This is a genomic window from Mycolicibacterium monacense, assembly GCF_010731575.1.
Classification (GTDB): Bacteria; Actinomycetota; Actinomycetes; order Mycobacteriales; family Mycobacteriaceae; genus Mycobacterium; species Mycobacterium monacense.
The window spans coordinates 290265-316713 of record NZ_AP022617.1 but is presented as its reverse complement, the minus strand read 5'-3'; the positions used below and the strand labels follow the sequence as shown (position 1 = coordinate 316713).

At 69.1% G+C, this 26449-nt stretch carries 31 protein-coding genes; 17 read left to right on the top strand and 14 right to left on the bottom strand.

The genetic code is table 11. The features are described 5' to 3' along the window. Nucleotides 1-68: 68 nt before the first annotated feature. Nucleotides 69-215, bottom strand: coding sequence for a DUF1059 domain-containing protein (locus G6N49_RS01575; protein ID WP_011561426.1), 147 nt, complete (start codon nucleotides 213-215; stop codon nucleotides 69-71). A 96-nt stretch (nucleotides 216-311) separates the two neighbouring features. After that, a complete protein-coding gene (locus tag G6N49_RS01570) occupies nucleotides 312-893 on the bottom strand; it encodes an HhH-GPD-type base excision DNA repair protein (RefSeq protein ID WP_011561427.1) in 582 nt (193 codons plus the stop codon). 64 nt (nucleotides 894-957) lie between these two features. On the opposite strand from G6N49_RS01570, the gene G6N49_RS01565 reads away from it, so the two are divergent. From G6N49_RS01565 to G6N49_RS01535, 7 genes are all read left to right on the top strand, one after another. Next, entirely contained in the window at nucleotides 958-2169 is a 1212-nt protein-coding gene (locus G6N49_RS01565) for a sensor histidine kinase (RefSeq protein WP_083045199.1), read from the top strand. Continuing rightward, nucleotides 2166-2975: a LytR/AlgR family response regulator transcription factor gene (locus G6N49_RS01560; protein ID WP_011856650.1), complete on the top strand. Its 810-nt coding sequence runs from the start codon at nucleotides 2166-2168 to the stop codon at nucleotides 2973-2975. Before G6N49_RS01565 ends, G6N49_RS01560 begins: the two co-directional genes overlap by 4 nt. After that, complete coding sequence (locus G6N49_RS01555; protein WP_011561430.1) at nucleotides 2968-3342, top strand: hypothetical protein; 375 nt, start codon at nucleotides 2968-2970, stop codon at nucleotides 3340-3342. The genes G6N49_RS01560 and G6N49_RS01555 overlap by 8 nt, the downstream gene beginning before the upstream one ends. Continuing rightward, entirely contained in the window at nucleotides 3339-5075 is a 1737-nt protein-coding gene (locus tag G6N49_RS01550) for a sodium/solute symporter (RefSeq protein WP_083045200.1), read from the top strand. Before G6N49_RS01555 ends, G6N49_RS01550 begins: the two co-directional genes overlap by 4 nt. A gap of 162 nt (nucleotides 5076-5237) precedes the next feature. Further along, a complete protein-coding gene (locus G6N49_RS01545) occupies nucleotides 5238-5591 on the top strand; it encodes a DUF485 domain-containing protein (RefSeq protein ID WP_234786905.1) in 354 nt (117 codons plus the stop codon). Nucleotides 5592-5632: 41 nt separating this feature from the next. Continuing rightward, on the top strand, nucleotides 5633-7213 hold the full coding sequence (locus G6N49_RS01540) for a monocarboxylic acid transporter (protein ID WP_049771625.1): 1581 nt from the start codon (nucleotides 5633-5635) through the stop codon (nucleotides 7211-7213). A gap of 76 nt (nucleotides 7214-7289) precedes the next feature. Next, nucleotides 7290-8522: an MFS transporter gene (locus G6N49_RS01535; RefSeq protein WP_083045201.1), complete on the top strand. Its 1233-nt coding sequence runs from the start codon at nucleotides 7290-7292 to the stop codon at nucleotides 8520-8522. Here G6N49_RS01535 and G6N49_RS01530 read toward each other — a convergent pair. Beyond that, nucleotides 8519-8692: a DUF5302 domain-containing protein gene (locus tag G6N49_RS01530; RefSeq protein WP_011561435.1), complete on the bottom strand. Its 174-nt coding sequence runs from the start codon at nucleotides 8690-8692 to the stop codon at nucleotides 8519-8521. The two genes, G6N49_RS01535 and G6N49_RS01530, sit on opposite strands and share 4 nt — an antisense overlap. A gap of 53 nt (nucleotides 8693-8745) precedes the next feature. After that, the gene (locus G6N49_RS01525; RefSeq protein WP_011561436.1) at nucleotides 8746-9189 is read right to left on the bottom strand and encodes a PPOX class F420-dependent oxidoreductase; all 444 of its coding nucleotides are present in this window, start codon (nucleotides 9187-9189) and stop codon (nucleotides 8746-8748) included. Between the two features lie 34 nt (nucleotides 9190-9223). Between G6N49_RS01525 and G6N49_RS01520 the strand changes: the two genes are divergently transcribed. Together G6N49_RS01520 and G6N49_RS01515 are read left to right on the top strand one after the other, a co-directional pair. Further along, on the top strand, nucleotides 9224-9763 hold the full coding sequence (locus tag G6N49_RS01520) for a DUF1697 domain-containing protein (protein WP_011856654.1): 540 nt from the start codon (nucleotides 9224-9226) through the stop codon (nucleotides 9761-9763). After that, nucleotides 9760-10596, top strand: a complete 837-nt coding sequence (locus tag G6N49_RS01515) for a class I SAM-dependent methyltransferase (RefSeq protein ID WP_083045202.1) — start codon at nucleotides 9760-9762, stop codon at nucleotides 10594-10596. The genes G6N49_RS01520 and G6N49_RS01515 overlap by 4 nt, the downstream gene beginning before the upstream one ends. Nucleotides 10597-10612: 16 nt before the next feature. On the opposite strand, the gene G6N49_RS01510 is transcribed toward G6N49_RS01515, so the two are convergent. After that, complete coding sequence (locus G6N49_RS01510; RefSeq protein ID WP_011561439.1) at nucleotides 10613-10978, bottom strand: Rv1152 family transcriptional regulator; 366 nt, start codon at nucleotides 10976-10978, stop codon at nucleotides 10613-10615. Nucleotides 10979-11014: 36 nt separating this feature from the next. Between G6N49_RS01510 and G6N49_RS01505 the strand changes: the two genes are divergently transcribed. Then, nucleotides 11015-11728 (top strand): NAD-dependent deacylase, encoded by a 714-nt coding sequence (locus G6N49_RS01505; RefSeq protein ID WP_011561440.1) that lies wholly within the window; start codon nucleotides 11015-11017, stop codon nucleotides 11726-11728. 11 nt (nucleotides 11729-11739) lie between these two features. On the opposite strand, the gene G6N49_RS01500 is transcribed toward G6N49_RS01505, so the two are convergent. Further along, nucleotides 11740-12372, bottom strand: coding sequence for a class I SAM-dependent methyltransferase (locus G6N49_RS01500; protein WP_083045227.1), 633 nt, complete (start codon nucleotides 12370-12372; stop codon nucleotides 11740-11742). Nucleotides 12373-12388: 16 nt separating this feature from the next. Next, complete coding sequence (locus G6N49_RS01495; RefSeq protein WP_083045203.1) at nucleotides 12389-14671, bottom strand: MMPL family transporter; 2283 nt, start codon at nucleotides 14669-14671, stop codon at nucleotides 12389-12391. 168 nt (nucleotides 14672-14839) lie between these two features. On the opposite strand from G6N49_RS01495, the gene G6N49_RS01490 reads away from it, so the two are divergent. Together G6N49_RS01490 and G6N49_RS29675 are read left to right on the top strand one after the other, a co-directional pair. Then, on the top strand, nucleotides 14840-15385 hold the full coding sequence (locus G6N49_RS01490) for a DoxX family protein (protein WP_011856659.1): 546 nt from the start codon (nucleotides 14840-14842) through the stop codon (nucleotides 15383-15385). An 83-nt stretch (nucleotides 15386-15468) separates the two neighbouring features. Continuing rightward, complete coding sequence (locus G6N49_RS29675; protein WP_110807696.1) at nucleotides 15469-15600, top strand: hypothetical protein; 132 nt, start codon at nucleotides 15469-15471, stop codon at nucleotides 15598-15600. A gap of 74 nt (nucleotides 15601-15674) precedes the next feature. Here the strand turns inward: G6N49_RS29675 and G6N49_RS01485 are convergent, their stop codons facing one another. The 3 genes from G6N49_RS01485 to G6N49_RS01475 form a co-directional block, all read right to left on the bottom strand. Next, nucleotides 15675-16673 carry an NAD(P)H-dependent flavin oxidoreductase gene (locus G6N49_RS01485; RefSeq protein ID WP_011561445.1) on the bottom strand — a complete coding sequence of 333 codons (999 nt, stop codon included), beginning with the start codon at nucleotides 16671-16673 and terminating at the stop codon, nucleotides 15675-15677. 69 nt (nucleotides 16674-16742) lie between these two features. Continuing rightward, on the bottom strand, nucleotides 16743-17495 hold the full coding sequence (locus G6N49_RS01480; RefSeq protein ID WP_011561446.1) for a 3-hydroxyacyl-CoA dehydrogenase: 753 nt from the start codon (nucleotides 17493-17495) through the stop codon (nucleotides 16743-16745). A 53-nt stretch (nucleotides 17496-17548) separates the two neighbouring features. Continuing rightward, entirely contained in the window at nucleotides 17549-18640 is a 1092-nt protein-coding gene (locus G6N49_RS01475) for a CaiB/BaiF CoA transferase family protein (RefSeq protein WP_011561447.1), read from the bottom strand. A gap of 99 nt (nucleotides 18641-18739) precedes the next feature. Between G6N49_RS01475 and G6N49_RS01470 the strand changes: the two genes are divergently transcribed. The 3 genes from G6N49_RS01470 (at nucleotide 18740) to tet(V) (ending at nucleotide 21309) form a co-directional block, all read left to right on the top strand. Then, the gene (locus tag G6N49_RS01470) at nucleotides 18740-19558 is read left to right on the top strand and encodes an enoyl-CoA hydratase (RefSeq protein ID WP_083045204.1); all 819 of its coding nucleotides are present in this window, start codon (nucleotides 18740-18742) and stop codon (nucleotides 19556-19558) included. A gap of 260 nt (nucleotides 19559-19818) precedes the next feature. Continuing rightward, entirely contained in the window at nucleotides 19819-19986 is a 168-nt protein-coding gene (locus G6N49_RS29365; protein ID WP_235679477.1) for a toxin-antitoxin system HicB family antitoxin, read from the top strand. Nucleotides 19987-20034: 48 nt separating this feature from the next. Next, on the top strand, nucleotides 20035-21309 hold the full coding sequence (gene tet(V) / locus G6N49_RS01460; RefSeq protein WP_083045206.1) for a tetracycline efflux MFS transporter Tet(V): 1275 nt from the start codon (nucleotides 20035-20037) through the stop codon (nucleotides 21307-21309). Nucleotides 21310-21313: 4 nt separating this feature from the next. Here tet(V) and G6N49_RS01455 read toward each other — a convergent pair whose 3' ends face one another. Genes G6N49_RS01455 through G6N49_RS01445 form a run of 3 tightly spaced genes read right to left on the bottom strand, consistent with a single transcriptional unit; the run spans nucleotide 21314 to nucleotide 23870 of the window. Continuing rightward, entirely contained in the window at nucleotides 21314-22075 is a 762-nt protein-coding gene (locus G6N49_RS01455) for a CPBP family intramembrane glutamic endopeptidase (protein WP_011768346.1), read from the bottom strand. Further along, complete coding sequence (locus tag G6N49_RS01450; RefSeq protein WP_083045207.1) at nucleotides 22072-23220, bottom strand: NAD(P)H-binding protein; 1149 nt, start codon at nucleotides 23218-23220, stop codon at nucleotides 22072-22074. The genes G6N49_RS01455 and G6N49_RS01450 overlap by 4 nt, the downstream gene beginning before the upstream one ends. Before the next feature lie 5 nt (nucleotides 23221-23225). Then, entirely contained in the window at nucleotides 23226-23870 is a 645-nt protein-coding gene (locus G6N49_RS01445) for a TetR/AcrR family transcriptional regulator (RefSeq protein ID WP_083045208.1), read from the bottom strand. Between the two features lie 80 nt (nucleotides 23871-23950). Between G6N49_RS01445 and G6N49_RS01440 the strand changes: the two genes are divergently transcribed. Next, nucleotides 23951-24979: an aldo/keto reductase gene (locus G6N49_RS01440; protein ID WP_083045209.1), complete on the top strand. Its 1029-nt coding sequence runs from the start codon at nucleotides 23951-23953 to the stop codon at nucleotides 24977-24979. Here the strand turns inward: G6N49_RS01440 and G6N49_RS01435 are convergent. After that, nucleotides 24976-25488, bottom strand: coding sequence for a gamma carbonic anhydrase family protein (locus G6N49_RS01435; protein WP_011561454.1), 513 nt, complete (start codon nucleotides 25486-25488; stop codon nucleotides 24976-24978). The genes G6N49_RS01440 and G6N49_RS01435 overlap by 4 nt on opposite strands. Nucleotides 25489-25696: 208 nt before the next feature. Here G6N49_RS01435 and G6N49_RS01430 point away from each other — a divergent pair, with 208 nt between their 5' ends. Continuing rightward, complete coding sequence (locus G6N49_RS01430) at nucleotides 25697-26440, top strand: fasciclin domain-containing protein (protein ID WP_083045210.1); 744 nt, start codon at nucleotides 25697-25699, stop codon at nucleotides 26438-26440. Nucleotides 26441-26449 lie beyond the last annotated feature (9 nt).

Below are 26449 nucleotides of genomic sequence, written 5' to 3'. Positions count from 1 at the left end.
TTCTACGTCAGGGTCGTCGATCGGCGATCGGCACAGCCCTGGTGTCGAACTCGGGGAGGCAGGGTGGCCTAGTAGGCCATGAACAGGATGGCGTCGCGGTCGTATTCGCGGCCGGGATGCGCCTCCGACAGGTGCTTCTGCGCCTTCTCGACCAGATCCTCTTCGTCCTTACCGGTGATCGCCTCACCGCACGGACAGTTCAAGTGTGTCTTCATGTGCCTCAGCCTATTCGCACGTCGGCATATGAGTCAGCGAGACTGCGCACAGATCGCGAATTCGTCGAGAATCGCGATCTGGCAGCAGTCTCGGCGTCAGTTCTTCGCCTGATCCTTCGCGGCGGCCTTCGCCTGCTTCTTGTACGAGCGCACCTTTTCGAGTGCGCCCGGATCGGTCACGTCGGCGATCGACATGTACGTCCCGGCCTTGCCGTAGTCGCCCGCGGCCTCCCGCCAGCCCTGCGGTGTCACGCCGTACTGCTTGCCCAGCAGCGCGAGGAAGATCTTGGCCTTCTGCTCGCCGAACCCCGGCAGCGCCTTGAGCCTGCGCAGCACCTCGGCGCCGTCGGGATCGCCCGAGGTCCACAGCGCGGCGGCGTCACCGTCGTAGCGGTCGACGATCAGTTGGGCCAGCGCCTGGATGCGTTTGGCCATCGACCCGGGAAACCGGTGCACCGCAGGCGTCGTCGAGCAGAGGGCGGCGAACTTCTCGGGGTCGTACTCGGCGATCTCGCGGGCGTCGACACCACCCATGCGGTCGGCGATCTTCTTCGGCCCGGCGAACGCCGCCTCCATCGGGTACTGCTGATCGAGCAGCATGCCGACCAGCAGCGCGAACGGGTTTGATTCGAGCAGCGCGTCGGCCGCCGGATCCTGGACAAGCTGCAGTTTCGCCACCCCGCCAGTTTAAGGTGGCCGAAAACCCGTGAGGTGACGCGGACGCGAGGAGCACCTACAGCAGATGTCCGGCGAGCTCGCGATAGTCCTGGCGGCGGTGCTGATCGTGACAGCCGTGGCCGCCGCGGTCGTCGTGCGCACCCGCCGGGTGGTGGCGACCCCCACCGAACGCGCCGTCCACGCCGCGTTGCACACCGCATCGCTGGCCGCGCGCGCGTTGCGCCAGGGTCTCGACACCACCTCGGCCGAATCGGCGGCGCCGTTCCTGCGCGAGCTCACCGGCACCGACGGGATCGCGCTGTTCGACGGCGAAGGCCGGCTGCTCGCCCGCGAACCGGAGGACGACGCGATCTGGACGTCCGACGTGGTCGACGACGCGGCACGCACCGTCCGCGAGTCGATCGCCGGGGAGCGCCGCGTGCTCACGTCCGTGCGCGCGGCCACGGTCATCGCCCAACCCCTGCTGACCGATGCCGGGGACCTACTCGGGGTGCTCGCCGTCGTCACCACCCGCGATCCGGGGCCGGGCATGCTCGGCGCGGTCGGCGAGGTCGCGCGCTACGCCGCAGGCCAACTCGAACTCGCCGAACTCGACGCCTCCCGCGCCCGCCTGGACCGGGCCGAAGTGCTGGCCCTGCGCGCGCAGATCAGCCCGCACTTCATCTACAACGCGCTCAACACCATCGCCTCGTTCGTGCGCACCGATCCCGACCGGGCCCGCGAACTCATCCTGGAGTTCGCCGATTTCACCCGCTATTCGTTCCGCGCCGCCGGGCAGTACACGACGCTGGCCGAGGAGTTGCGCAACATCGACCGCTACCTGACGCTCGAGCGGGCCCGGTTCGGGACGTCGCTGGACGTTCGCCTGCAGGTGGCCCCCGAGGTGCTCGGGGTCGTGGTGCCGTTCCTGGCGCTGCAACCGCTCGTCGAGAACGCCGTGCGGCACGGGCTGGCCGGGCGCGGCGGCGGGTCCATCGAGATCATCGCCCGCGACGAGGGTTCCGACTGCGTCATCACCGTCGAGGACGACGGTGTCGGGATGGACCCCGCCGCCCTGCGCACCGGGCCGGGTGACGCGCTGGGCGGTGACGGTTCCCCCGCCCCCGGCGACAGCGCGCACGTCGGCCTGACGAATGTCGACCATCGCCTGCGGGCGGCGTTCGGCAACGATTACGGTCTGGTGGTCGAGACGGCGATCGGGGCGGGCACGAAGGTCATCATGCGGGTACCCAAATTCCGGTCCGGCGTGCGGGCCGGCGGAGGTGCGTACGGGTGAACAGGTCCGGCCTGACCGTGCTCGCCGTCGACGACGAGATGCCCGCCCTCGACGAGCTGGCCTACCTGCTGGGCCGCCATCCCGACATCGGCGAGGTGCTGCGCGTCAACGACGCCACCTCGGCACTGCGCGAACTGAACCAGCGCACCATCGACGCGATCTTCCTCGACATCAACATGCCCGGCCTGTCCGGTATCGAATTGGCCGGTGTGCTGGGCAATTTCGCTCAGCGGCCGGCCATCGTGTTCGTCACCGCCCACGACGACAAGGCCGTCGCCGCCTTCGACGTCGGGGCGATCGACTACCTGCTCAAACCCATCCGGCAGGATCGCCTCGACGAGGCGGTCCGGCGGGTGGTCGCGGCGCGCAGCGCCGAATCGGCCGGTGCGGCGCGCAGCGCCGAACCGGCCGCCGACGAGGAACCCGACTCCGACGTCGTACCCGCAGAACTCGGCGGGATCACCCACCTGGTCCCCCGCGACAGCATCGGCTGGGTGGAGGCCGAGGGCGACTACGCCCGGCTGCACTCGGCGTCGGGATCACACCTGGTGCGCATTCCGCTCAGCACCCTCGAAACCCGTTGGCGGGAGCGGGGTTTCCAACGCATCCACCGCTCCTACCTGGTGGCGCTGCGGCTGGTGACGGGGCTGCGCACGAGCGACGGCGCGGTGCTGGTGCGGTTGCGCGCCAACGGTTCGTCGCCGGCCGTCGAGTTGCCGGTGAGCCGCCGTCAGGCCCGTGAGCTGCGTGACCGGTTGGTGCGCGATCCGTTGCGGCATCTGCGACCCGCCGGCGGCGATGACTGAGCCGGGCCGCCCGCAACGCGAACGGGTGGTGCTGGCCCACCGTCGCGGTGCGCGCATGGTGCGCACCAGGGTCGAGGTGCAGGAGCAGACCCAGGTGGGTGACGCGCTCGTGCGGGGTCTGGTGCGCGCACAGCTGGGGCTGGCGCTGCGGCTGGCCACGGTGGTGGTGTGCGTGGTCGCGGCGATCCCGTTGCTGACGGCGGTGTTCCCCGGCTGGGCGGCCCTCACCGTCGCGGGCATCCGGCTCAACTGGCTGGCGCTCGGGCTGCTGGCGTACCCACTGATGTACGGGGTGGGCAGGCTCTACGTCCGATTGGCCGAACAGGCCGAGCGCGACTTCGTCCGCGTCATCGACAGCGAGCCATGACCGGTTCGGCGTTGACGGCGGCCGCGCTGCTCGCCGCGGCGGTGGCCACCATCGCGATCGGCGCCTACGGTGTCCGGTTCTCCCGCACCACCTCCGACTTCCTGGTCGCCTCCCGCACGGTCGGGCCGCAATGGAACGCGGCCGCCATCTCCGGCGAATACCTCTCCGCTGCATCGTTTCTCGGCGTCGCCGGGCTGATCGCGAAATACGGCGCCGACGCGCTGTGGTATCCGGTCGGTTTCACCGCGGGCTATCTGGGCCTGCTGCTGTTCGTGGCGGCGCCGCTGCGTCGTTCCGGGGCCTACACGGTGCCCGACTTCGCCGAGTTCCGGCTCGGGTCACGGCGGCTGCGCAAGGTCGCGATGCTCGTCGTCATCGTGATCTGCGTGGTGTATCTCGTCCCGCAGTACCAGGGCGCCGGCCTCGCACTCAAGACCCTGCTGGGCATGCCGGTGTGGATCGGGCCGGTGGTCGTCGGCGGCATCGTCATCACCAACGTGGTCGCCGGTGGCATGCGCTCGATCACCTTCGTGCAGGCCTTCCAGTACTGGCTGAAACTGACGGCGATCGCCATTCCCGCGATCGCGCTGCTCGGACTGTTCTTCACCGACCGGGGCGAACTGGGTGGGCCGCTCCCGCCGTCCGTCACCCAGGACACGACCGTCGCCATCGAGACCGACGTCGTCGTGCAGGTCACCGAACCGGCCGGCATCACGGTGACGGGCACGCTCGACGGCCGGCCGGTCATCGCCGCACCCATCGGCGCGCCCGGGGAACATGAGTTGGGCGCGGATTCCACGATGACGCTGGCCGACGGCGCGGCCACGCCCGTGCTGGCGGGCACCCCGGCGGCCGGCGGTGAATGGCTCGCCTCCGGCGGCGGCCTGGGTGGCGCGCATCCGCTCTACCAGGTCGTCTCGATCATCGTGGCGACGTTCCTCGGCACGATGGGGCTGCCGCATGTACTGGTGCGCTTCTACACCAACCCCGACGGCAGGGTCGCCCGGCGCACCGCGCTCGCGGTCATCGCGCTGCTGGGGTTGTTCTACCTGTTCCCCACGCTGATCGGCGTGTTCTCCCGGCTCTACGTACCGCAGCTTCTCATCACCGGCGCCGCCGACGCAGCGGTCCTGCTCGCCCCCGCCGCCGCGATCGGCGGGGTGTTCGGGCAGCTGCTCGCCGCACTCGTCGCCGCCGGGGCGAGCGCGGCGTTTCTCGCGACGTCGTCGGGTCTGCTGGTGAGCATCGCCGGTGCGTTGGCGACCGACGTGCTGCGTGGCCGGGTGCGGGACTTCCGGATCGCCGCGCTCGTCGGCGGGCTGATCCCGATCCCGTTGTCGCTCATCACCTCCGGACTGGAGTTGTCGCGCAGCGTCGGGCTGGCGTTCGCGGTGGCCGCATCCACGCTGTGCCCGCTGCTGGTGCTGGGCATCTGGTGGCGGGGGCTGACCGCGGTCGGTGCGTCCTGCGGCCTGGTGGTCGGCGGGGCGGCCTCGGGGACGGCGGTGGCCCTCGCGATCGCGGGTGCGGTCGACGAAGCGGCGCTCGGCGGGTGGGCCGCGGTGGCCGTCGGCTATCCCGCCGCGATCACCGTCCCGCTGGCCTTCGTCACGATGATCGCCGTCAGCCGGCTCACCCGGCGCAGCGTCCCGCCCGATGTCGCCCAGATCTTCGCGCGGATGCACGTGCCCGAACGGCTGGGCATGGGCATCGAACGCGTACCCGGCGACTGACCTCGCGCCTGCGCGGGCGCCGCCGTTCGTCGCCGGCATCCGACCGCTCACCGCACCGCTGTCGGCCTTCACCGTGTGACCTCCCCGAGGTGCGGGTATGTGACCTGCATCTCATCTAGTTTCAGTCGAGAACTGGTTCACACGACGAGGTCAGGAGTCACGGTGTCCGAGACGGATCTTCCACCGCGGGAGGCAGCGATGCCCAGCGGTGACGAGTATCTGGCCATGCAGGCCAGCCCCGAATTCCAGGAGTTGCGGAAGAGGTTGCGCGGCTTCGTGTTCCCGATGAGCGCGGCGTTCCTCATCTGGTACACCACCTACGTGCTGCTGAGTACGTTCGCCACCGACTTCATGGCGATCCGGGTGTTCGGCAACGTCAACGTCGGGTTGCTCATCGGCATCGGTCAGTTCATCACCACATTCCTCATCACGGGGATCTACGTCCGCTTCGCCAACAAGGTGATCGACCCGCGCGCGGCGGCCATCCGCGCCGAACTGGAAGGCCACGCACCGTGACCGTGCTCGCCGCCGAGACCATCGGCAACCCCGTCGCCAACATGTCGATCTTCGCCCTGTTCGTCCTGGTGACGCTCTTCATCGTCATCAAGGCGAGTAAGAAGAACGCCACCGCCACCGAGTTCTTCACCGCGGGCCGCGCCTTCACCGGTCCGCAGAACGGCATCGCGATCAGCGGTGACTACCTGTCGGCCGCGAGCTTCCTCGGCATCGCCGGCGCCATCGCCGTCTACGGCTACGACGGGTTCCTGTACTCGATCGGATTCCTGGTCGCCTGGCTGGTGGCGCTGCTGCTGGTCGCCGAACTGCTGCGCAACACGGGAAAATTCACCATGGCCGACGTGCTGAGCTTCCGGCTCAAACAACGTCCGGTGCGGTTGGCCGCGGCCACCAACACCCTGGCGGTGTCGTTGTTCTACCTGCTCGCCCAGATGGCCGGCGCCGGCGTGCTGGTCGCACTGCTGCTCAACATCGAAAGCGACCTCGGACAGTCGATCGTGATCGCCGTCGTGGGCGTGCTGATGATCGTCTACGTCCTGGTCGGCGGGATGAAGGGCACCACCTGGGTGCAGATCATCAAGGCGGTCCTGCTGATCGGCGGCGCGGGGATCATGACGATCATGGTGCTGGCGAAGTTCAACTTCAACTTCTCCGAGATCCTCGGCAGCGCACAGGCGATGGTGAGCAGCAGCGAGGACGCCAAGGTCGCCTCGCGCGACGTGCTTGCCCCCGGCGCGCAGTACGGCGCGTCGCTGACCACGCAGATCAACTTCATCTCGCTGGCGCTGGCCCTGGTGCTCGGCACCGCCGGCCTGCCGCACGTGCTGATGCGCTTCTACACGGTGCCCACCGCCAAGGAGGCCCGCCGGTCGGTGGTCTGGGCGATCGCGCTCATCGGCGCGTTCTACCTGTTCACCCTGGCCCTGGGTTACGGCGCCGCGGCCCTGGTCGGACCCGACCGCATCCTGGCCGCCCCCGGTGGGGTGAATTCCGCTGCGCCGCAACTGGCGTTCGAACTCGGCGGCGTAGTGCTGCTGGGCGTCATCTCCGCGGTGGCGTTCGCGACGATCCTCGCGGTCGTCGCCGGTCTGACCATCACCGCGTCGGCGTCCTTCGCGCACGACATCTACGCCAGCGTGATGAAGAGCCATCAGGTCACCGAGAGCGAGCAGGTCAAGATCTCGCGGATCACCGCGGTGGTGCTGGGCACGCTGGCGATCGGGTTGGGCATCCTGGCCCGCGAGCAGAACGTCGCGTTCCTGGTGGCGCTCGCGTTCGCGGTGGCCGCCGCGGCGAATCTGCCGACCATCCTCTACTCGCTGTACTGGCGGCGTTTCAACACCCGCGGTGCGCTGTGGAGCATGTACGGCGGGCTGATCTCGACGATCGTGCTGATCGTGTTCTCACCCGCGGTCTCGGGCACGGCGACCTCGATGATCAAGGGCGCCGACTTCGCCTGGTTCCCGCTGGCCAACCCGGGCATCGTGTCGATCCCGCTGGCGTTCATCCTCGGCATCGTCGGCACTCTGACCTCACCGGACGACGAGGATCCGACGATCGCCGCCGAGATGGAGGTGCGCTCGCTGACCGGGGTGGGTGCGGAGAAGGCCGTCTCGCACTGAGGCCGGCCCGCTGAGCCCAGGACGTCTCGCGCCGGGTGTGTGAATAACGAGGCCGCCGAACGGCGTTGCACCTCGCATGTCCCACACTCGGCGCGAAGCCGTTGTCGACCGTCCCCTACCGTCGGATGCCGTGCCGCGTCCCCTGAGCCGATACGCCTTCGCGTTGCTGGCCTACGCGTTCGCGGTGACCATGGTCGGCACCACGGTGCCCACTCCGCTCTACGCCCTCTACGCCGACCGGATGGACTTCGCGGTGTTGACCACCACGGTCATCTATGCGGCGTACGCCGGCGGCGTGCTCGTCGCACTGCTGGCCTTCGGGCGGTGGTCGGACGCCGTCGGCCGACGCCCCATGCTGTTGGCCGGTGTGGGGTTCGCGATCGCCAGCGCGCTGGTGTTCCTGGTCGCCGATTCGGTGGCGGTGTTGCTGATCGGGCGGGTGCTGTCCGGTCTGTCGGCGGGCGTCTTCACCGGGACGGGAACGGCGGCCGTCATCGAGGCCGCCCCGCAAAGCTGGCGCTCCCGGGCGGCCGCGGTGGCCACGGTCGCCAACATCGGCGGGCTGGGCGCGGGCCCGTTGCTCGCCGGCCTGCTCGTCCAGTACGCACCGCAGCCCCTGGATCTGGTGTTCGCCGTCCACATCGCGATGGCGGTGCTGGCCGGTGTCGCGGTGTTCGTCGTCCCCGAGACCTCACCGCGCAGCGGCCGCATCGGGCTGCAGCGGCTCTCGGTTCCGCCCGAGGCGCGGTCGGTGTTCGTGATCGCCGCCCTGGCGGCCTTCGCCGGCTTCGCGGTCACCGGGTTGTTCACCGCCGTGGCGCCGTCGTTCCTCGCCGACGTCGTCGGCATCGAGAACCATGCGGTGGCAGGCGCGATCGCCTGCTCGATCTTCGCCGCCTCGGCCGTCACCCAGGTGGCCGCCAACCGGGTCGCCCCGTCGCGGGCGGTGGCCGCCGGTTGCGCCATCCTCGTGGCCGGGATGGCGGTTCTGGCTGTGGCGCTGCACTTCTCGTCGCTGCCGGGTCTCATCGCCGCGGCGGTGATCGCCGGTGTCGGTCAGGGGATGAGTTTCAGTCGCGGGCTGGCCGCGGTCGCCGAACGCACCCCACCCGAGCGGCGCGCCGAGGTCAACTCCACCTACTTCGTCGTCGCCTACGTGGCGATCTCGCTGCCGGTGATCGGTGAGGGTCTGGCCGCGCAGGCGGTGGGGTTGCAGACCGCGGGCGTGGGCTTCGCGATCGCCGTCGCGGCGCTCGCCACGGTGTGCCTGATCGCCATCCTGTTGCGGGAGAGGACCCGCGCGGGTTAGCCGCTCTTACGGCGGAATTCGCGGCGGTTCTCCACCGGGCCGTGGCCGTGCGCCTTGGCCTGCTGCGGTCCGCCCTTGCGCTGACCCGCGGAGTCCGTCGAGTGGGCCTTCTTACGTTCGAGGGCTTCCCGGAACTTGCGCTTGGTGTCGTCTTCCGGTTGTTCAGCCATGCCGGCAGCGTAACGCGTCCGAGTGCCTGCCGCCCCTGTTCAACTCGCCCGGTTCACCGCAGGCCCGGCGGCATCCCGTACAGGTGGGTGATCGGCAGGGTCAACAGCACCCGGCGGTCGTCGACCATCGCGCGCCGGTAGTCGTCCCAGTCGGGGTGTTCGCCGGCGATGTTGCGGTACAACGCGATCAGCGCCTCGACGGTGTCGTCGTCCGGTGAGGCGGCCGGTGGGGTGAGGATCGCATCGCCCTCGGCGACGGCGTATGCCCATCCATCGTCGGCGCTGACGTGGATCGACGCCCGCGGATCGCGGCGCAGGTTGCGCGTCTTGGCGCGGGGTTCGGTGATCGACACTTCGATCGCGACCGCCCTGGGGTCGAAGTGGTAGGAGACGTTCGACAACTGCGGTCGGCCGTCGCGTTTGATGGTGGCGAGCACCCCCAGCGAGTTACCGCTGATCACGGCCAACAACTTGTCGTCGAACACCTGGCGCACCATTCTGCGAGCCTACGTTCCTCGGTACCGTCGCGTCATGACACGTTTCGTGGCGTTCCTGCGCGGCGTCAACGTCGGCGGCGTCAACCTCAAGATGGCCGAGGTGGCGGCGGCGTTCGAAGACGCCGGATTCACCGCGGTGAAGACGATCCTGGCGAGCGGCAACGTGCTGCTCGACAGCGACGGCGACGTGACGACCGTGCGCCGCACCGCCGAGCAGGCGCTGCGCGAGCGATTCGGCTACGACGCCTGGGTGCTGGCCTACGACGCCGCCACCGTGGCGGCGGTCTCGGCGGGGTACCCGTTCGAGCGCGAAGTCGAAGGCCACCACTCCTACGTCACGTTCGTCACCGACGAGCAGGTGCTCGACGAACTGGCCGCGTTGGCGGCCGACGCGGGACCCGAGGAGAAGATCGAGCGCGGCGAGGGTGTCGTGTACTGGCAGGTGCCGAAGTCCGCCACGCTGGACACCACCATCGGCAAGACGATGGGCAAGAAGCGCTACAAGTCCTCGACCACCACCCGAAACCTGCGCACCCTGGACAAGGTGGTGCGTTCGGTAGATTCGGCGAGGTGACGAACACACCGCCGAAGGTGGACGGCAGCGCGCTGACCGGGGTCTCGGAGACGGCGTTGCTCACCCTGCAGGTCCGGGCCAACGAGGCCCGCCGCCGGGACGCGCTCATCGACGACCCGATGGCGATCCGGTTGGTCGACTCGATCGATTTCGACTTCGGGAAGTTCGGCCCGAGCCGCCGCCAGGACATGGCGCTGCGGGCGAAGGGGTTCGACGAGTACACGCGCCGCTATCTCAGCACGCATCCGAGGGCGACCGTCGTCGCGCTCGCCGAGGGACTGCAGACCAGCTTCCACCGGCTCGACGCCTCCGGGGTGGGCCACGAGTTCCGGTGGCTGACCGTCGACCTCCCGCCCATCGTCGAGTTGCGCACCAAGCTCCTGCCGCCGTCGGAGCGGGTCCGGGTGTGCGCGCAGTCCGCCCTGGACTTCACCTGGATGGACGAGGTCGATGACTCCGAGGGCGTGTTCATCACCGCCGAGGGACTGCTGATGTACCTGCAGCCCGACGAGGCCATGTCGCTCATCCGGGCGTGCGCGCAGCGGTTCCCCGGCGCTCAGATGATGTTCGACCTGCCGCCGTCGTGGTTCGCCTGGTGGGCGCGCCAGGGTATGCGAACGTCGTTGCGCTACAAGGTGCCTCCGATGCCGTTCAGCCTCACCCCCGGTGAGGCCGCCGCGCTGGTGGACACCGTGCCCGGCATCCGCGCCGTACACGACGTGCCGCTGCCCGAGGGTCGCGGACGGGTGCTCAACGCGCTGCTGTGGACGGTTCAGCGGATTCCGGTGTTCGATGCCGTGCGCCCGGTCTGGACCCTGCTCGAATTCGGCTGACCGACGGCGGAGAGCGTCAGTCGAACGCGGACTCCACGTACCGCAGCGCCGCCGACTTCTCGACGCCCAGCGCCCGCGCCGTCTCGACGTAGTTCTGCGCGGCGGTCGCCATCGCCGTGTCGGCTGGGTCGACACGCGAGACGAAGGTGCCGAACCGTCCACGTGTCTCGAGGACCCCCGCCGTCTCGAGTTCGCGGTACGCCCGCGCCACCGTGTTGACTGCGAGGCCCATCTGGCCGGCGAGTTCACGCACCGTCGGGAGCCGGGTCCCCGGCGAGAGTCTGCCGTCGCGGACGGCGTCGATGATCTGGGTGCGCAACTGGTCGAACAACGGCCGGGCCGCTCGCGCGTCGAGCGACACCCACTCCGCCAAACCGGCCACGTGCCCAGTATCTCCCACACCGGCTAAATTGGTCATGTGCAGGTGACGGTGCTCAGCGGGGCCGGCATCTCCGCGGAGAGCGGGGTGCCGACCTTTCGTGACGTCGAGACCGGGCTGTGGGCCAAGGTCGATCCGTACGAGATCTCCAGCGCCGACGGATGGCGGGCCAACCCCGAGAAGGTGTGGGCCTGGTACCTGTGGCGCCATTACATGATGGACGCGGTGCAGCCCAACAACGGCCACCACGCGGTCGCGGCGTGGCAGGACCATGCCGACGTGCACGTGGTCACCCAGAACGTCGACGATCTGCACGAGCGGGCCGGCAGCCGCAACGTCTACCACCTGCACGGCAGTCTGTTCGAATTCCAGTGCGACGCTTGCGGTTCCCGCTTCGAAGGCAATCTGCCCGCCATGCCCGAGCCGGTCGAGGCGGTCGATCCGCCGCAGTGCCCGTGCGGTGGGCTGATCCGCCCCAACGTCGTGTGGTTCGGCGAGGCGCTGCCGGAGGCCGCCTGGCAGCGCTCGGTCCACGCGGTGCTCACCGCCGACGTGGTGGTCGTGGTGGGCACGTCCTCGATCGTCTACCCGGCGGCCGGTCTACCCGAGATGGCACTGGCCCGCGGGACGGCGGTCATCGAGGTCAACCCGGAACGCACACCGCTGTCGGACAGCGCGACGGTGTCGCTGCGCGAGACCGCCGTGGGCGCGCTGCCCACCCTGCTGCAACGCCTCCCCGATCTACTGCCGTAGGACGCCGGCGCTCAGGCGGGCCGCACCGCCCGGCCCACCGCCAACTCCGACACCGGCAGCGGCACCCACGGCGGGAACATTCGTTCCCGCCGGGCGTCCTCGACCCGGAAGCCCGCCACGGTGATCGCCGTCTCGGTGTGGCGGTGGGTATGGCAGTTGCCCAGCATCCTGGGCCACACCGTCGCATCGGCGACCTTCTGCAGCCGCGCCCGCGCACCGGTCTCCGCGATGTGCTCGAGGTAACGCAGTTCGCCGCCGGGCCGCAACAGCGAGAACAGTTCGCGCAGAACGCCGTCCGGGTCGTCGACCGAACACAGCACGAGCGAGCACACGACCGCGTCGAACGGTTCTGCGGTGCTGAAGTCCTCGACGCTGTCCATGGTGACCGTCACCGGAACGGGGGCGTGCGCCGCGGCCTCGCGGGCGTGCGCGGCCAGGCGGCGTTCCGGTTCGATGGCGACCACTTCGGTCACCGACGGCGGATAGTGCGCGAAATTGGTCCCGGTGCCGGCGCCGATCTCGAGCACCCGGCCCGTCAGGCCGGCGAGGTTGGCCGCGCGCAGTCGCCGCATCTCCTCGGTCTCGTGACCGGACATGACCGTCCACAGGCGGGCGAAGAACGGGTTGTCGACGTCGGCGCTCACCGGCCCCATCCTCCGCTCAGGCCGGGCGCGCCGCCACCGGTTCGGCGTACTCGGGTTCGGCCGATTCGCTGATGCCGAAGCGTTCGTGCAGGCGTGCCAGCGGCTTGGGTGCCCACCAGTTCCAGCGGCCCATCAGATGCATGAAGGCCGGCACCAGCAGCATGCGGATCAGCGTCGCGTCTGCGAGCACGGCCAGCGTGAACCCGACGCCGAACATCCGCATGAACGACACCTGCGCGGCGATCAGCGCGGCGAACGAGATCGTCATCAACAGGGCGGCGGCGGTGACGACGCGGCCGGTGCGGGCGAGGCCGAGCGCCACGCTCTCGTCATTGCGGACGCGAGGAGCAGGTACGGTCCCGTCTGAGCGGGTGCGGCCGGACTTCAGCCAGAACTCCCGGATCCGCGACATCAGGAAGACCTCGTAGTCCATCGACAGACCGAACGCGATACAGAACAGCAGCACCGGCATGTTGGCGACCAGCGTCCCCGTCGGCGTCGTGCCGAGCGCCCCGAGGTGGCCCTCCTGGAAGATCCAGACCAGCGCACCGAACGCGGCCGACAACGACAACACGTTGAGCAGCAGCGCCTTGAGCGGGAGCACCACGCTGCCGGTCAGCAGGAACAGCAGTACGAAGCTGATTCCCGCGATGATGCCGAGCACAAGCGGCAGCCGCGAGGTGATCGACTCCGAACTGTCGCGGTTGATCTGAGCAGTGCCGGTGAACTGGACGGCAGTCCCGCCGGGTGGCGCGACGGCGTGAAGCGCGTCGAGTTGTCGTTCCGACTCGTCGGAGAACAGTTCGGTGTTCGTGGCGACGGTGAGGTAGGCGCTGCCTGCGCCCAGCCCGCTGGCCGCCGAGGGCGGGCCGACCCGGGCGCCGGTGACGTAGGTGCCACCCGGGGCGGCCACGCTCAGCACGTCCGGGACACGCGAGAGGTCCGCGGCGTAGCGGTCGATGTCCGCCGGTGTCAGTCCCCCGGTGTCCGGGACGACGACGGTGACGTCGGTGGCGGTGTCGACGGCGAAGTTGGTGCGCAGTTCGTCGCCGACCTGACGCGCCGACGAGGACTGCGGCAGCACCCGGTCGTCGGGGAAGCCCCACTTGATGCTGAGGAACGGTGCGCCGAGCACCAGCAGCAGCGCCACGATCGCCACGCCGATCGGGATGGACCGGCGCTGGACGTACTTCGTCGACCGGTACCAGAACGTCTCCTCGACGGACTTGGGCGTGGGCTCGGGTCTGCCGAGCAGGCGGCGCGCGAGCCGGCGCACGTCGAAGTCGTCGAGCCGGTTTCCGAGCAGCGCGATCGCGGCCGGGGCGACCACGATCGCGGCCGTCGCGGCGAACCCGACGACCGCCAGCCCGGCGTAGGCGAACGACTTCAGGAAGTACATCGGGAACAGCACCATCGTGGCCATCGACAGCGCGACGGTCAGCGCGGAGAACAACACGGTCCGGCCCGCGGTCACCATGGTGCGGATCAGTGCGCGGTCCCGGTCGACACCGTCGGCGAGTTCGTCGCGGAACCGGCTCACGATGAGCAGGGTGTAGTCGATCGCGAGGGCGAGACCCATCGCGATGGACAGGTTGAGCGCGAAGATCGACACGTCGGTGACCATCGTGAGCAGCCGCAGGACGGCCATCGTGCCGACGATCGCGAACAACCCGACCACCACCGGCAGCGCCGCGGCCAGCAGCCCGCCGAAGACCCACACCAGCACGGCGAAGCTGAGCGGGATCGCGATCAGCTCCATGGTCAGCAGGTCTTTCTCGGTCTGCCTATTGATCTCGACGTAGGTCATGGCCTCGCCGCCCGCGCGCACCGTCACGCCGTCGCGGTCGTACACCAGCCGGTCGGTGAGCTCCTTGGCGTGCTTCTGCGCACCGCTCTCGCCGCCGGTGATCCCGGCGATGATCAACCCGGTCTTGCGGTCCTTGCTGAGTAGCGCCGGCACCGCCTCGCGCGGTGCGGTCCACGTGGAGGCCACGCCGGCGACGTCCGGTGAGGCCTCGAGTTCGGCGGCGATGGCGGTGCCGACCGCGGTGGCCGCCGGGCTCTGGGCGCCGTCGTCTGAGGTCACGCTGATGATCAGGTCCATGTCGCCCTGGTCGAACTTCTCGACGAGCGTCTGGGTGGCGCGCGCCGACTCCGACGTCGGGTCCTGGAAACCGCCCGCGGACAGGGTCTGGCTCACCGGAAGGCCGAGCAGCCCGGCCGCCGCCATCACCAGCGCGGCGACGAACAGGATCCGTTTCGGCGAGGCGATCGCCGACCTGGCAATTCGTGACAGCAACGTCCGCGTCCTCTCGCCCAACCGATTCGCTACTTGTAACCACGAAACGGGCCCGAGAATCTTTCAAACCGGTGACGCCGCTTCTGGCGATGAGAAATGACGCGCTGGCCGGTCTAGACGATGATGGGACCGGCGCCCAGGTAATCCACGGCACGAGGTACGGAGACCATGGCCAGCACAGATGTGAGAACCACCGTCACCACCCCCACGTCCACCGGCACCGACATCGCCCTGTTGGTGCTGCGGATCGGCGTCGGAGCCACCATGATCCAGGCGGGGCTGCGCAAGGCCGTCGACTTCGACACCGTCGTCGGTTTCATGGAGGCCGGCGGGTGGCGGCTGCCCGGCCTGGCGGCGTTCATGGTCACCGCGTCGGAGACGCTCGGCGGCATCGGCCTGGTGCTCGGGGTGCTCACCCCGCTGGCGGCGACCGCGGTGATCGCCGCGATGCTCGACGCCTGGGCGGTCAACGTCTCCGGTGCGGCGTTCTGGTCCGAACCGTTCAACGTGCCGTTCCTGGTGGCGATCGGCGCGACGGCGCTGTTGTTCGCGGGGGCGGGCGCCTACTCGGTCGACGCGCGGGTGGCGACCCGGATCCGCTGGTCGACGCGCATCGCGGTGATCCTGCTGGCGGTGGCGATCGTGGCCGCCGTCGTGACCTGGATCGCCCTCAACGGGACCAATCCCATTCACCTCACGACACCTACTGGCTAGAAACCTACCCAAAAGTAGGATTGCCACCATTTTCCGAATCGTGACTCAATGATTCCTTAAAGGTGACTCATAGGCTCAGTGCCATGTGGATCGACGACACCAGTGCCGATGTCATCAAGGTTGATTTCGAGGCTCTCTACCACGGCGATTTCCTCGTCGAGGGAGACACCTCCGAACAGTTCGACGACTGGAGCCCGCTCGCTCAAGCCGGATGAACACGCGCGCCAGTTCCGGCGCGCGTGTCCATAGGCTGTTTGCTGACCCTTGCAGGGTCAACGGTTGACCAGCGTCAGACCGCAACCGGCTCTTCTGCGGGCTTAACCAGCCCGGCCAGCCGATCGGTGATGAGCTGTTCGGCCTCCTCGACCATCCGACTCACCAACTCACCACAGGTTGGGATGTCGTTGATCAATCCCATCGACGTGCCGACACTCCAGATGCCGGCATCCAGGTCGCCGATCTCGTAGACCTTCACGCCGCGCTTCCCGGCGACCAGATCCTTCACGTCCTCGAACTGACCGCCCCGGTTGAGGATTTCCACGACCTCACGGGAGACGGCGTTACTCGCCACCCGCGCGGTGTTGCGCAGCGGCCGGAAGATGAGTTCCGTGTCGAGTTCGGTGCCCGCGACGATCGCTTCCTTGACCTTCTGGTGGATCGCCGACTCCTCGGTGCACATGAACCGCGAGCCCATGTTGATACCGTCGGCCCCGAGCGCCAGCGCCGCGACCAGGCCGCGGGCGTCGGCGAATCCGCCGGAGGCAATCATCGGGATGTCGATCTTCGACGCCGCCGCCGGAATCAGCACCAGGCCCGGGATGTCGTCCTCGCCGGGGTGACCGGCACATTCGAAACCGTCGATGCTGATGCCGTCGACACCGAGGCTCTGCGCCTTCACCGCATGGCGCACCGAGGTGCACTTGTGCAGCACCTTGATGCCGTTGTCGTGGAACATCGGCAGGTGCGGCGCCGGGTTGGAGCCCGCCGTCTCGACGATCTTGATGCCGGCGTCGACGATGACCTGGCGGTACTCGTCGTACGGCGGCGGGTTGATGGTCGGCAGGATGGTCAGGTTCACACCGAACGGTTTGTCCGTGAGGTCCCGGCAGCGGGCGATCTCGTTGGCCAGGTCGGCGGGGGTGGGCTGGGTGAGCGCGGTGATGAAGCCGAGCGCACCGGCATTCGCCACGGCCGCGACGAGTTCGGCGCGTCCGACCCACTGCATCCCACCCTGGACGATCGGGTGTTCGACACCGAAGGTCTCGGTGAACTTGGTGTGCAGGGTCATTGCGGCTACCTCGGCCCTTTCTCTTCGCGCAAGCGGCTCATCGGGGTTGTCTCCTCTTCGCGCGAGCGCTCATCGGGGCGCCATCCGGATCGCGCCGTCCAGGCGGATCGTCTCGCCGTTGAGCATCGGGTTCTCGACGATGTGGACGGCCAGCGCGCCGTACTCGTCCGGATCGCCTAGCCGCGCGGGATGCGGGACCTGCTGGCCGAGCGACTTCTGCGCCTCCTCGGGCAGCGAGCCCAGCAGCGGGGTCTTGAACAGACCGGGGGCGATGGTGCAGACGCGGATGAACTCGCGCGACAGGTCGCGGGCGATGGGCAGGGTCATGCCGACGACGCCGCCCTTGGACGCCGAGTACGCGGCCTGGCCGATCTGGCCCTCGAACGCGGCCACCGAGGCGGTGTTGATGATGACGCCACGCTCACCGTTGATCGGTTCGGTCTTGGCGATCCGCTCGGCGCTCAGCCGCAGCACGTTGAAGGTGCCGACCAGGTTGACCTGGATGACCTTGTTGAACTCGTCGAGCGGGAACGCGCCGTTCTTGCTCAGCGTCTTGATCGCGTTGCCGATACCGGCGCAGTTGACGTTGATGCGCAGCGGGCCCATCTCCTCCGCGGCGTCCAGCGCTGCGCTGACCTGCTCGGGATCGGTGACGTTGGCCTGCACGAACTTGGCGCGGTCGCCCAGTTCCTTGACGGCCTCTTCACCTTTGAGGTCGATGACCACGACCGAGGCGCCCCGGTCGAGCAGCCGCTTCGTGGTGGCCAGGCCGAGACCCGATGCTCCGCCGGTGACGACGGCGGCGGCGTCTTTGATTTCCACTCGCACATACCTTTCTGTTGGTTGAGATCGACCGTTCGAATCAGACCTTGAGATCAGACCCAGTCGTTGAGGACCGCTTCGGTGTCGGCGCCGGGCACGCCGGGCGGCGTCGGCGTCGTTGTCGTGGTCCGGGAGAACCGCGGCGCGGGCGCCGGGAACAGGAAGTCGCCCTCGCGGTAGAAGGTGTCGCGTTCGGTGTTGTGCGGTTCGGCTTCCACCTCGCCGAAGGACAGCACCGGCGTGACGCACGCGTCGCTGCCGGTGAACACCTTCGCCCAGTGGTCGCGGTCGTGTTCGGCGAACGCCTTGGTGAGCACGGCGCGAAGTTCGGGCCAGCGGCTCATGTCGTTCTGGTCGGGCAGTCCGGCCGGATCGAGGCCGAGTTTGTCGAGCATCTCGGCGTAGAACTGCGGTTCGATCGCGCCGACCGCGACGTAGCGGCCGTCGGAGGTCTCATAGGTGTCGTAGTAGGGCGCACCGGTGTCGAGCATGTTGACGCCGCGCTCGTCGGACCACATGCCCATCGCGCGGAACGCCCACATCATCTGCGCGAGCACGCTGGAGCCGTCGACCATGGCCGCATCGACGACCTGACCCTTACCGGAGCGTTCCCGCTCCCACAGCGCGGCGAGGATGCCGACGAGCAGGAACATGGACCCACCGCCGAAGTCGCCCGCCAGGTTCAGCGGCGGCACCGGCCGCTCGCCGGCGCGGCCGACGGCGTGCAGCACACCGTTGAGCGAGATGTAGTTGATGTCGTGACCGGCCTGCTGACTGCGCGGACCCGTCTGACCCCAGCCCGTCATCCGGCCGTAGATCAGGCGTTCGTTGACCTTCGCGCAATCCTCCGGGCCCAGTCCGAGGCGCTCGGTGACACCGGGGCGGAAGCCCTCGATGAGCACGTCGGCCTTGGCGATCAACCGCAGCACCAGCTCGCGGCCCTCGTCGGTCTTGAGGTTGGCGCCGACCGATCGACGGTTACGGAGCAGTTGGTCGCTGCCCTTCGTCGGGATACCGGGTCCCTTGCCGGGGCGCTCGATGCGGACGACGTCCGCACCCAGGTCGCCGAGGATCATCGCCGCGTGCGGACCAGGACCGATACCGGCCAATTCCACGACACGCAGTCCCTGCAGTGGTCCCGCCATTTCTACCGCCCCTTCGGAGTAGTTGACCGCGACATAGCTTACTTGTATAACCTTCTCGACCGGCCACGGGCTATCGGCCCCTCATGCGAAGGTGTAGCCATGACGACCACCGACTCCGGTACCGGCACCTACGTCAGCATCGACGACCTCATCGTGCGGCTCGACGACGGGGTGCTGTCGGTGACGCTGAACCGGCCCGACAGCCTCAACTCGCTGACCGCCGACATGCTCAACGGCGTGGCCGATGCGCTGGACCAGGCCGCCGGCGATCCCGCCGTGAAGGTGGTGCGACTCGGTGGTGCCGGGCGCGGTTTCAGTTCCGGTGCGGGCATCAGCGAAGACGATCAGACGAAGAAGGCCGAGATCGGGATCAACGCCGTACTCGATGCGGCCAACCGCGCGGTGCGCGCCATCGTCGCGGCGCCCAAACCGGTGGTCGCCGTGGTGCAGGGGCCGGCGGCCGGGGTCGGGGCCTCGCTCGCGTTGGCCAGTGATGTCGTGATCGCCTCGGAGAAGGCGTTTTTCATGCTGGCGTTCACCAAGATCGGGTTGATGCCCGACGGGGGTGCGTCGGCGCTGTTCGCCGCGGCGGTGGGCCGGATCCGTGCGATGCGGATGGCGCTGCTGGCCGAGCGGATCTCGGCTGCGGAGGCCTATGACTGGGGCCTGGTGACCGCGGTGCATTCCGCCGAGGGGTTCGACGCCGAGGTCGACAAGGTGTTGGCTGCGCTGAAGGCGGGTCCGGCGGTGGCGCTGCGGAAGACCAAGCAGGCGATCAACGCGGCGACGCTGACCGAGCTCGAAGGCGCGCTGGGTCGGGAGAGCGAGGGTCAGCTGGAGCTGCTGGCGTCGCACGACTTCCGCGAGGGCACAAGGGCTTTCCAGGAGCGCCGCAGCGCCTCGTTCACCGATCACTGAATCGCGCTGGCGGCACCCACCCCCTCCGAGATCCGATATCACCCGCGATAGCTGATAGCGCCCGCGACATCAGATCTGACAAGCACCACACACCCGGAGCCGCGAAACCCGCGCCGCAGACCGCCGTGTCGGACCCTCGCGCCATGATCGGCCCATGCCCTCCTACACCTATCGCGCCGAATGGTCCCCGCGCCGTGGCGAATACGAGGCTCGGTGTCTGGAATTCCCCGGCCACTTCTGCCACGCCCCCACCCCGGCACATGCCGTCGAAAACCTCGAGCGCGAAATCAGCGACAGCGTCGCCGAGCGCCTCGCCGGATCTGCACAGCCGTCTCTCGGTCGAAGCAGCCGAACAGGGCGTGTCGCTGAACCAGTGGGCGATCACCAAACTCGCCGGCAGGCTGCCGTCCCTCGACGACCTCTTCTGACCCGAAAATCGTTGGACTGAGGCCGACTCCGTCGACGACCATCGAGAGATGAGTACGCCGACCCTCGACCAGAAGCCAGCGCGTGGCGCCGGTCGATGGCGCGTGCTCGCCCCGTTCGCCGTCCGCGAGTACCGGCTGTTGATGGCGGCGGTCTCGCTGTCGATCTTCGCCGAGGGCATGTGGACGGTCGTGATGGCGCTGCAGGTCATCGCCCTCGACAACGACCCCGCCGCGCTGTCGCTGGTCGCCACCTGCCTCGGCGCCGGCTTGGTGGCGTTCGTCCTCGTCGGCGGGCTGGCCGCCGACCGCTTCAGCCAGCGCGCCATCATCATCGTCGTCGAAGCGGTGAACTTCCTGACCGTCGGCATCGTCGCCACACTGGGATTGATTGACGCCCTTCGCATTTGGCATCTGGCCGTCGCCGCCGGGGTCCTCGGCATCGCCGCCGCGTTCTTCTTCCCCGCCTACAGCGCGATCCTCCCGCGCATCCTGCCCGCCGAAGCGCTGCTCGCCGCCAACGGCGTCGAGGGTGTGGTGCGGCCGGTGTTCCAGCGGTCGGTGGGACCCGCGGTCGCCGGCATGGTGGTCGGCGCCACGCTGCCCTCGGTCGGGGCACTCGTGGTCGCCGCCCTGTTCGGGCTCGGCCTGCTCCTGTTGGTCGCGACGCGCCCGGCGCACGCCAGGCCGAAGGCCGCGAGCACACGTGTCCTGCACGACCTGCGCGACGGTTTCCGGTTCGTGCTCCGCACCCCGTGGCTGCTGTCGACGCTGCTGTTCGCCAGCATGTTCGTCCTCGTCGTGCTCGGACCGATCGAGGTGCTGCTGCCGTTCATCGCCCAGCAGCGCTTCGCCGACGGCGCACGCGCCTACGGATTCATCCTCGCGTTCTTCGGCGTCGGCAGTGCGCTTGGCGCCCTTGCCGTCTCGTCGGTGCGGATGCCGCGGCGCTACCTCACCGTCATGATGACGATGTGGGGGGCGGGCTCGATCCCGCTCGTCGTCGTCGGGACGACGTCGTCGTTCCCGGTGATGGCCGCGGCCACCTTCGCGATCGGGGTGACCGACGGTGCCGGCATGGTGATCTGGGGGACGCTGCTGCAGCGCCGGGTGCCGACCGACATGCTCGGCCGGGTCTCCAGTCTGGACTTCTTCGTCTCGCTGGCGTTCATGCCGGTTTCGTTCGCGATCGTCGGCCCGCTGTCGAAGGTCGTGTCGATGGAGACCATCTTCATGGTCGCGGGTATCGCGCCGGTGCTGCTCGCCGCGGTTGCGGTGACGGCAGCGCGGATGCCGCGCGACGAAATCGCCCATCCCCTCGGTTGAGGGGTCAGACCCCGAAGATCGGGGGCAGTGCGAGCACCATGACCAGGCCCCAGAAGAAGTGGGTGAGCATGGGTGCGAGCACTCCCCCGGTCGCACGGCGTTCGAGCGCGCACACGGTGCCGAGCACGATCGCCGCGATGGCCAGCATGAAGTTCTGCGTGCTCACACCCGTCACCACGACGTACACCGCCGTCGACCAGAGCACCGCCCACCACCCGTTCCAGCGGTTGCCCAGTGAGGTGTACAGCGCGCCGCGGAAGAACAGCTCCTCGGCCAGGCCGTTGACCACGGTGATCACGACGACCAACCACAGCGCCCCCTGGTTGGCGTGTTCGAGCACCCGCACGGCGTACTCGGCCATCAAAGGGATCTCCCGGGCCACCAGGGCCGCCACCACGAACGCACCGCCGAGCGCCAACCCGACGACGGTGCCGGTGATCACCGGCCGCTGGTTGCGACTCCGATAACAGATTCGGCCCAGGTGAAGTGGGCCGGAGAGGAACGCGCCCGCGGTCCAGAAGACGGCGAGTCCCGCGGTGAACCAGTAGAAGTCGGGGTCCCCCGGCGGGATCGACAGCGAGTAGCCGAGCAGACCGAAGCCGATCACGACGAAGATCGCGACGATGATCCGGCGGCGACGGATCACCGCCGGCCACTCACCGGCCGGGGCGGCGACGCTCATCACGACGCCGCGTGCCTCCCGGAGAAAACCGGTCCGTTCGTCGCACGGCGCGGGGGTCGGTGACGATCGGTCGGTTTCGGTCATGCCGAATTCCCTTTCGGTACCAGGTTGACGAGGGTGTCCAGGCCGGTGCGCATCGCGGCCGCCACCGGTCCGGGGACCAGACAGAGCAGTCCGAGCGCCGGCCGGGCGATGGGCGGGGTGACGGTCCGCACCAGCCGCGTGATGCGTTCGTTGTCGCCGCCGGCCCAGTCCGGATCGGTGTCGGCGAGGTGGTGCACGTCGACCAGCCGGTTGACCGGTCGCGGGCGTTGCGGGGACAGGGAACGCCGGATCGCCTCGTCGATTCCGGTCAACCCGCCCGCCGGATCCTCGACGAAGTCGCGCAGCCCCTCCTTTGACGCGGTCATCGGGTGGTCGAGGCTCTCGATGAGGTCGCCGGCCAGCCCGCCGGGCACAGGCAGCACCAGCCCGCTCAGCTGCGCGACCACCGACGTGTCGATGCCGCGCACGGGCAGCGGGGCGCGCCACCTGCCGGCCAGCCGGGCGTACTTCTGCAGCAGCTCCCCGTAGGTGGTGGTGTCCGGGCCGTGGATGTCGTAGGCGCCCGCGGGCACCTTGTCGATGTCAGCGGCCGCCACCAGGTAGTGCAGGGCGTCGCGGATCGAGATCGGGTCGATCGGGTGGGCCGCCCACTTGGGCATGGGCAGCACCAGGAAGCGGTCGGCGACGTAGCGCAGCATCTCGAACGACGTGGACCCCGCGCCGATGATGATCGCCGCCCCCAGCCACACGACGTCGGGACCGCCCGGGACGGTGAGCGCCTCGGCGACCTCGGCACGCCCGGCCAGATGCTCGGAGAGCGTCTCGTCGGTGGGGACGAAGCCGCCGAGGTAGACGATCCGTTTGACGCCGGCCTCCCGGGCGGCTTCGGCGACGTTGGTGGCGGCGCGGTTGTCGGTGTCGCGGAAGTCCGGTTGACCGATCGCGTGCACCAGGTAGTAGATGACGTCGACGGGTCCCGCGTCGGCGAGCGCCTGCTTGACCGACTGGGGTTGCTGGGCATCGAGTGCGACCGAGGTCACATCGTCGTACCACCCGAAGGAGCGCAGCCGGTCGGGGGTCCGGCTCGCGACCACTACGTCGGCGCCGACGTCGACCAGGGCGCTGACCAGGCGGGATCCCACATATCCCGTGGCGCCGGTGACCAGGACTCGCACGTTTTTCACCGTGTCTAGGTACCCAGGTCGGGCGAACGGGAACCCCCCGGTCTCCGTTTGCTGACGACGAACACACCGGCGGCAACGGCGGCAACGGTGGCCGCCACGGCCCGGTCGGCGTCGCGCGTGCTCAACGGTGTCGTGGTCGTGAGGAACTGGTAGTACAGCGGCGCGGACAGGTGGCGGATGACGGCTGCGCCGTCGGTGCGCGTCGGCGCCTCCCCGCGGGCCACCGCATCGGTGACGCATGCGGACCACTCCGCGACGCGGCGGTCGTAGAACCGCTCGAGGGCCTGCGCCGTCCGCGGGTCGTAGGTCGCTGCGGCGATGACGGCGCCGAAGAGCCGGCCCTGGCGGGGATCGGTCAGCGTGCGTCGCACGAGGCGGGCATTGGCCCGCAGATCGCCGCGCAGCGTGCCGGTACGGGCCCGAGACACGGACTGTTCGGCCATCTCGTGCAACACGTCGGCGACGAGGACCGGCACGGTCGACCAGCGGCGGTAGACGGTCGACTTGCCGACCCCCGCCCGCTCCGCCACCGCGGTCAACTCCAGCGCGTGCAGACCACCCTCGACGAGAAGGTCTTCGGCGGCCCGCAGCACGGCGGCGCGCACCGCCGCGGTGCGTCCGCCGGGTCGCCGCACCGCCAGCTCCGTCACCCCACCACCCTAACGGGAATGGATTCCCATCAAGACTCGTTGCGGCTCTATCGAGACAATCGTTTCATTAAGGAGGATTCATGGAGTATCGACGGGTTGGCGAATCGGGTCTGACGGTGTCGGAGATCAGTTTCGGCGCAGCGACATTCGGCGGGGTCGGCGACTTCTTCGGCGCCTGGGGCGATACCGGCGTCGAGGGCGCGCGTCGCATCGTGGACATCTGCCTGGAGGCCGGTGTCACGCTGTTCGACACCGCGGACGTGTACTCCGACGGCGCCTCGGAGGAGGTGCTCGGCGAAGCCCTACGCGGCCGGCGCGACCGGGTGCTCATCTCCACCAAGGCCGCGCTGCCCACCTCGACCGGGTGGGGCACCTCACGCGCCCGGTTGCTGCGTGCGGTCGAGGATGCGCTGCGGCGGTTGCGGACCGATCGCATCGACCTGTTCCAACTGCACGGCTACGACGCGGGGACGCCGATCGAGGAAGTCGTGGCGACCCTCGACACGCTGGTCACGCAGGGCAAGGTGCGCTACACCGGCGTGTCGAACTTCTCCGGATGGCAGCTGATGAAATCGCTGGCGGTCGCCGACGGCGCGCACCGCACCCGCCACATCGCCCATCAGGTCTACTACTCGCTCGTCGGGCGGGATTACGAATGGGAACTCATGCCGCTGGGCCTTGCCGAGGGCGTCGGCGCGCTGGTGTGGAGTCCGCTGGGCTGGGGACGGCTCACCGGCCGGATCCGGCGCGGACGACCGCTGCCCGAGCGCAGCCGCCTGCACGCGACCGCTGACGCGGGTCCGCCCGTCGACGAGGATCGCCTCTACTCCGTCGTCGACACCCTCGACGACATCGCCGCGGAGACCGGACGCACCGTGGCGCAGATCGCGCTCAACTGGCTCCTGCGGCGGCCGACCGTCGCCTCGGTGATCATCGGAGCCCGCAACGAGGAACAGCTGCGCGAGAACCTGGGCGCCGTCGGCTGGCGACTCGACGACGAGCAGATCGCCCGGCTGGACGCGGTCAGCGCCCGGGAGGCGCCGTATCCCTACTTCCCGTACCGCAGGCAGGAAGGTTTCGCACTGCTCGATCCGCCGGTGGCGGGTTAGCGGTGCATGTCCACCAGGTGCTGATAGAGCGTGGCGTTGGTGCGGTTGCCGTCGACCTCCGCCTCGCTGAGTTCGCGCCGAACCTTGCCCGGCACGCCGGCGACGAGTGATCCGGGCGGAACCTCGACACCCTGGGCGACCACCGCCCCGGCGGCGACCAACGAACCGCGACCGATGCGGGCTCCGTTGAGGACGACGGCGCCCATGCCGATCAGGCAGTCGTCCTCGATCGTGCATCCGTGCAGCACCGCGTTGTGCCCGACGCTGACGTTGGCGCCGACGGAGGCGGGGAAACCCGGGTCGACGTGCATGGTGACCCCGTCCTGGATGTTGCTGCCGGCGCCGATCTCGATGGGCTCGGCCTCGGCGCGCAGGGTGGCGCCGTACCAGACGCTGGCCTTGGCGGACAGTTTCACCCGGCCGATCACGGCGGCGTTCGGCGCCACCCATGCGGTGTCGTGCAGTTCGGGTGCGTGCTCGCCCACGGCGACAATCAGCGGTTCCGGCATGGCGTCATCGTAGGGGGCGGACGGAACTGTGAGACAACCAACGTTACAAACCTCATCACCGCAGGTCACCGCCGTTCCGACGGCTCCGCGGCAAGGGTCCGAGTTGGCCGTGACCAATTCGTGCCCTTACGATCCGAGACGGCGCCGCATAGGTAGCCGGCCCGACGCCGCCCATCGGCAGGCGTCCTGACGAGCTGAGGAGCCGATCGTGAAGACCCGTACCAGGACCCTGGGCGCAGCCGTGGGCATCGCCGCCATCGCCGTGTCGCTGCCCCTTTCGGTCACCGCCAACGCCGAGCCGGCGACGGTGGAAACCCCGCTGCCCAACCTCGAGGGCGACTGTGATCCCTTCCGCGCCGAGGTACCGAACTGGAAGACCTTCGTCAACCAGCCGGTCAGCCAGGTGCTCGCCCAGATCCCGGACATCAGCACCTTCAGCGCCGCGGTCTCCGGTGGGCTCAACCCCGCCGTGAACGTCGCCTCGGTGCTCGACAACGGGCCGTACGTCGTGTTCGCCCCGACCGACGAGGCGTTCGCGAAGCTCCCGCCGGAGCAGCTCGAGGCGCTCAAGTCCAACCCGGCCGCGTTGACCGACCTGGACTACTACCACGTGTTCCTCGGCCTGCTCGGCCCGGCCGACGTGAAGGGTCAGCGCGCCACCCAGCAGGGCGCCGACATCAAGGTCGTGGGCACCAACGGCGACATCAAGGTCAACGACACCGCCAAGGTGATCTGCGGCGGCATCGCGGCCCAGAACGCCCGCATCTACCTGATCGACACCGTGCTCGACCCGGCGGCCGCGCCGGATGCGGTCAGCCCGTCCGGCACCTCGACGACGGCGACCACCTCGTCGACGGAGAGCACGCCGACGACGGAGCCCACCCCGCTGCCGGCCGAGCAGACCCCGGCCGCGGCGGCCGACATCCCCGCCGCGGACGCGCCGATCGGCTGAGTTACAGCC

Coding starts and splice junctions, on each gene's coding strand:
- G6N49_RS01440 (WP_083045209.1), top strand. CDS start 23,951: ATGGAGTATCGACGGGTTGGCGAATCGGGTCTGACGGTGTCGGAGATC.
- G6N49_RS01455 (WP_011768346.1), bottom strand. CDS start 22,075: ATGACCGAAACCGACCGATCGTCACCGACCCCCGCGCCGTGCGACGAA.
- G6N49_RS01525 (WP_011561436.1), bottom strand. CDS start 9,189: ATGGTGCGCCAGGTGTTCGACGACAAGTTGTTGGCCGTGATCAGCGGT.
- G6N49_RS01490 (WP_011856659.1), top strand. CDS start 14,840: ATGGCCAGCACAGATGTGAGAACCACCGTCACCACCCCCACGTCCACC.
- G6N49_RS01555 (WP_011561430.1), top strand. CDS start 2,968: ATGACTGAGCCGGGCCGCCCGCAACGCGAACGGGTGGTGCTGGCCCAC.
- G6N49_RS01540 (WP_049771625.1), top strand. CDS start 5,633: ATGTCGATCTTCGCCCTGTTCGTCCTGGTGACGCTCTTCATCGTCATC.
- G6N49_RS01550 (WP_083045200.1), top strand. CDS start 3,339: ATGACCGGTTCGGCGTTGACGGCGGCCGCGCTGCTCGCCGCGGCGGTG.
- G6N49_RS29675 (WP_110807696.1), top strand. CDS start 15,469: ATGTGGATCGACGACACCAGTGCCGATGTCATCAAGGTTGATTTCGAG.
- G6N49_RS01535 (WP_083045201.1), top strand. CDS start 7,290: ATGTCCCACACTCGGCGCGAAGCCGTTGTCGACCGTCCCCTACCGTCG.
- G6N49_RS01530 (WP_011561435.1), bottom strand. CDS start 8,692: ATGGCTGAACAACCGGAAGACGACACCAAGCGCAAGTTCCGGGAAGCC.
- G6N49_RS01475 (WP_011561447.1), bottom strand. CDS start 18,640: ATGGCGGGACCACTGCAGGGACTGCGTGTCGTGGAATTGGCCGGTATC.
- G6N49_RS01520 (WP_011856654.1), top strand. CDS start 9,224: ATGACACGTTTCGTGGCGTTCCTGCGCGGCGTCAACGTCGGCGGCGTC.
- G6N49_RS01565 (WP_083045199.1), top strand. CDS start 958: ATGTCCGGCGAGCTCGCGATAGTCCTGGCGGCGGTGCTGATCGTGACA.
- G6N49_RS01470 (WP_083045204.1), top strand. CDS start 18,740: ATGACGACCACCGACTCCGGTACCGGCACCTACGTCAGCATCGACGAC.
- G6N49_RS01485 (WP_011561445.1), bottom strand. CDS start 16,673: ATGACCCTGCACACCAAGTTCACCGAGACCTTCGGTGTCGAACACCCG.
- G6N49_RS01435 (WP_011561454.1), bottom strand. CDS start 25,488: ATGCCGGAACCGCTGATTGTCGCCGTGGGCGAGCACGCACCCGAACTG.
- G6N49_RS29365 (WP_235679477.1), top strand. CDS start 19,819: ATGCCGTCGAAAACCTCGAGCGCGAAATCAGCGACAGCGTCGCCGAGC.
- G6N49_RS01575 (WP_011561426.1), bottom strand. CDS start 215: ATGAAGACACACTTGAACTGTCCGTGCGGTGAGGCGATCACCGGTAAG.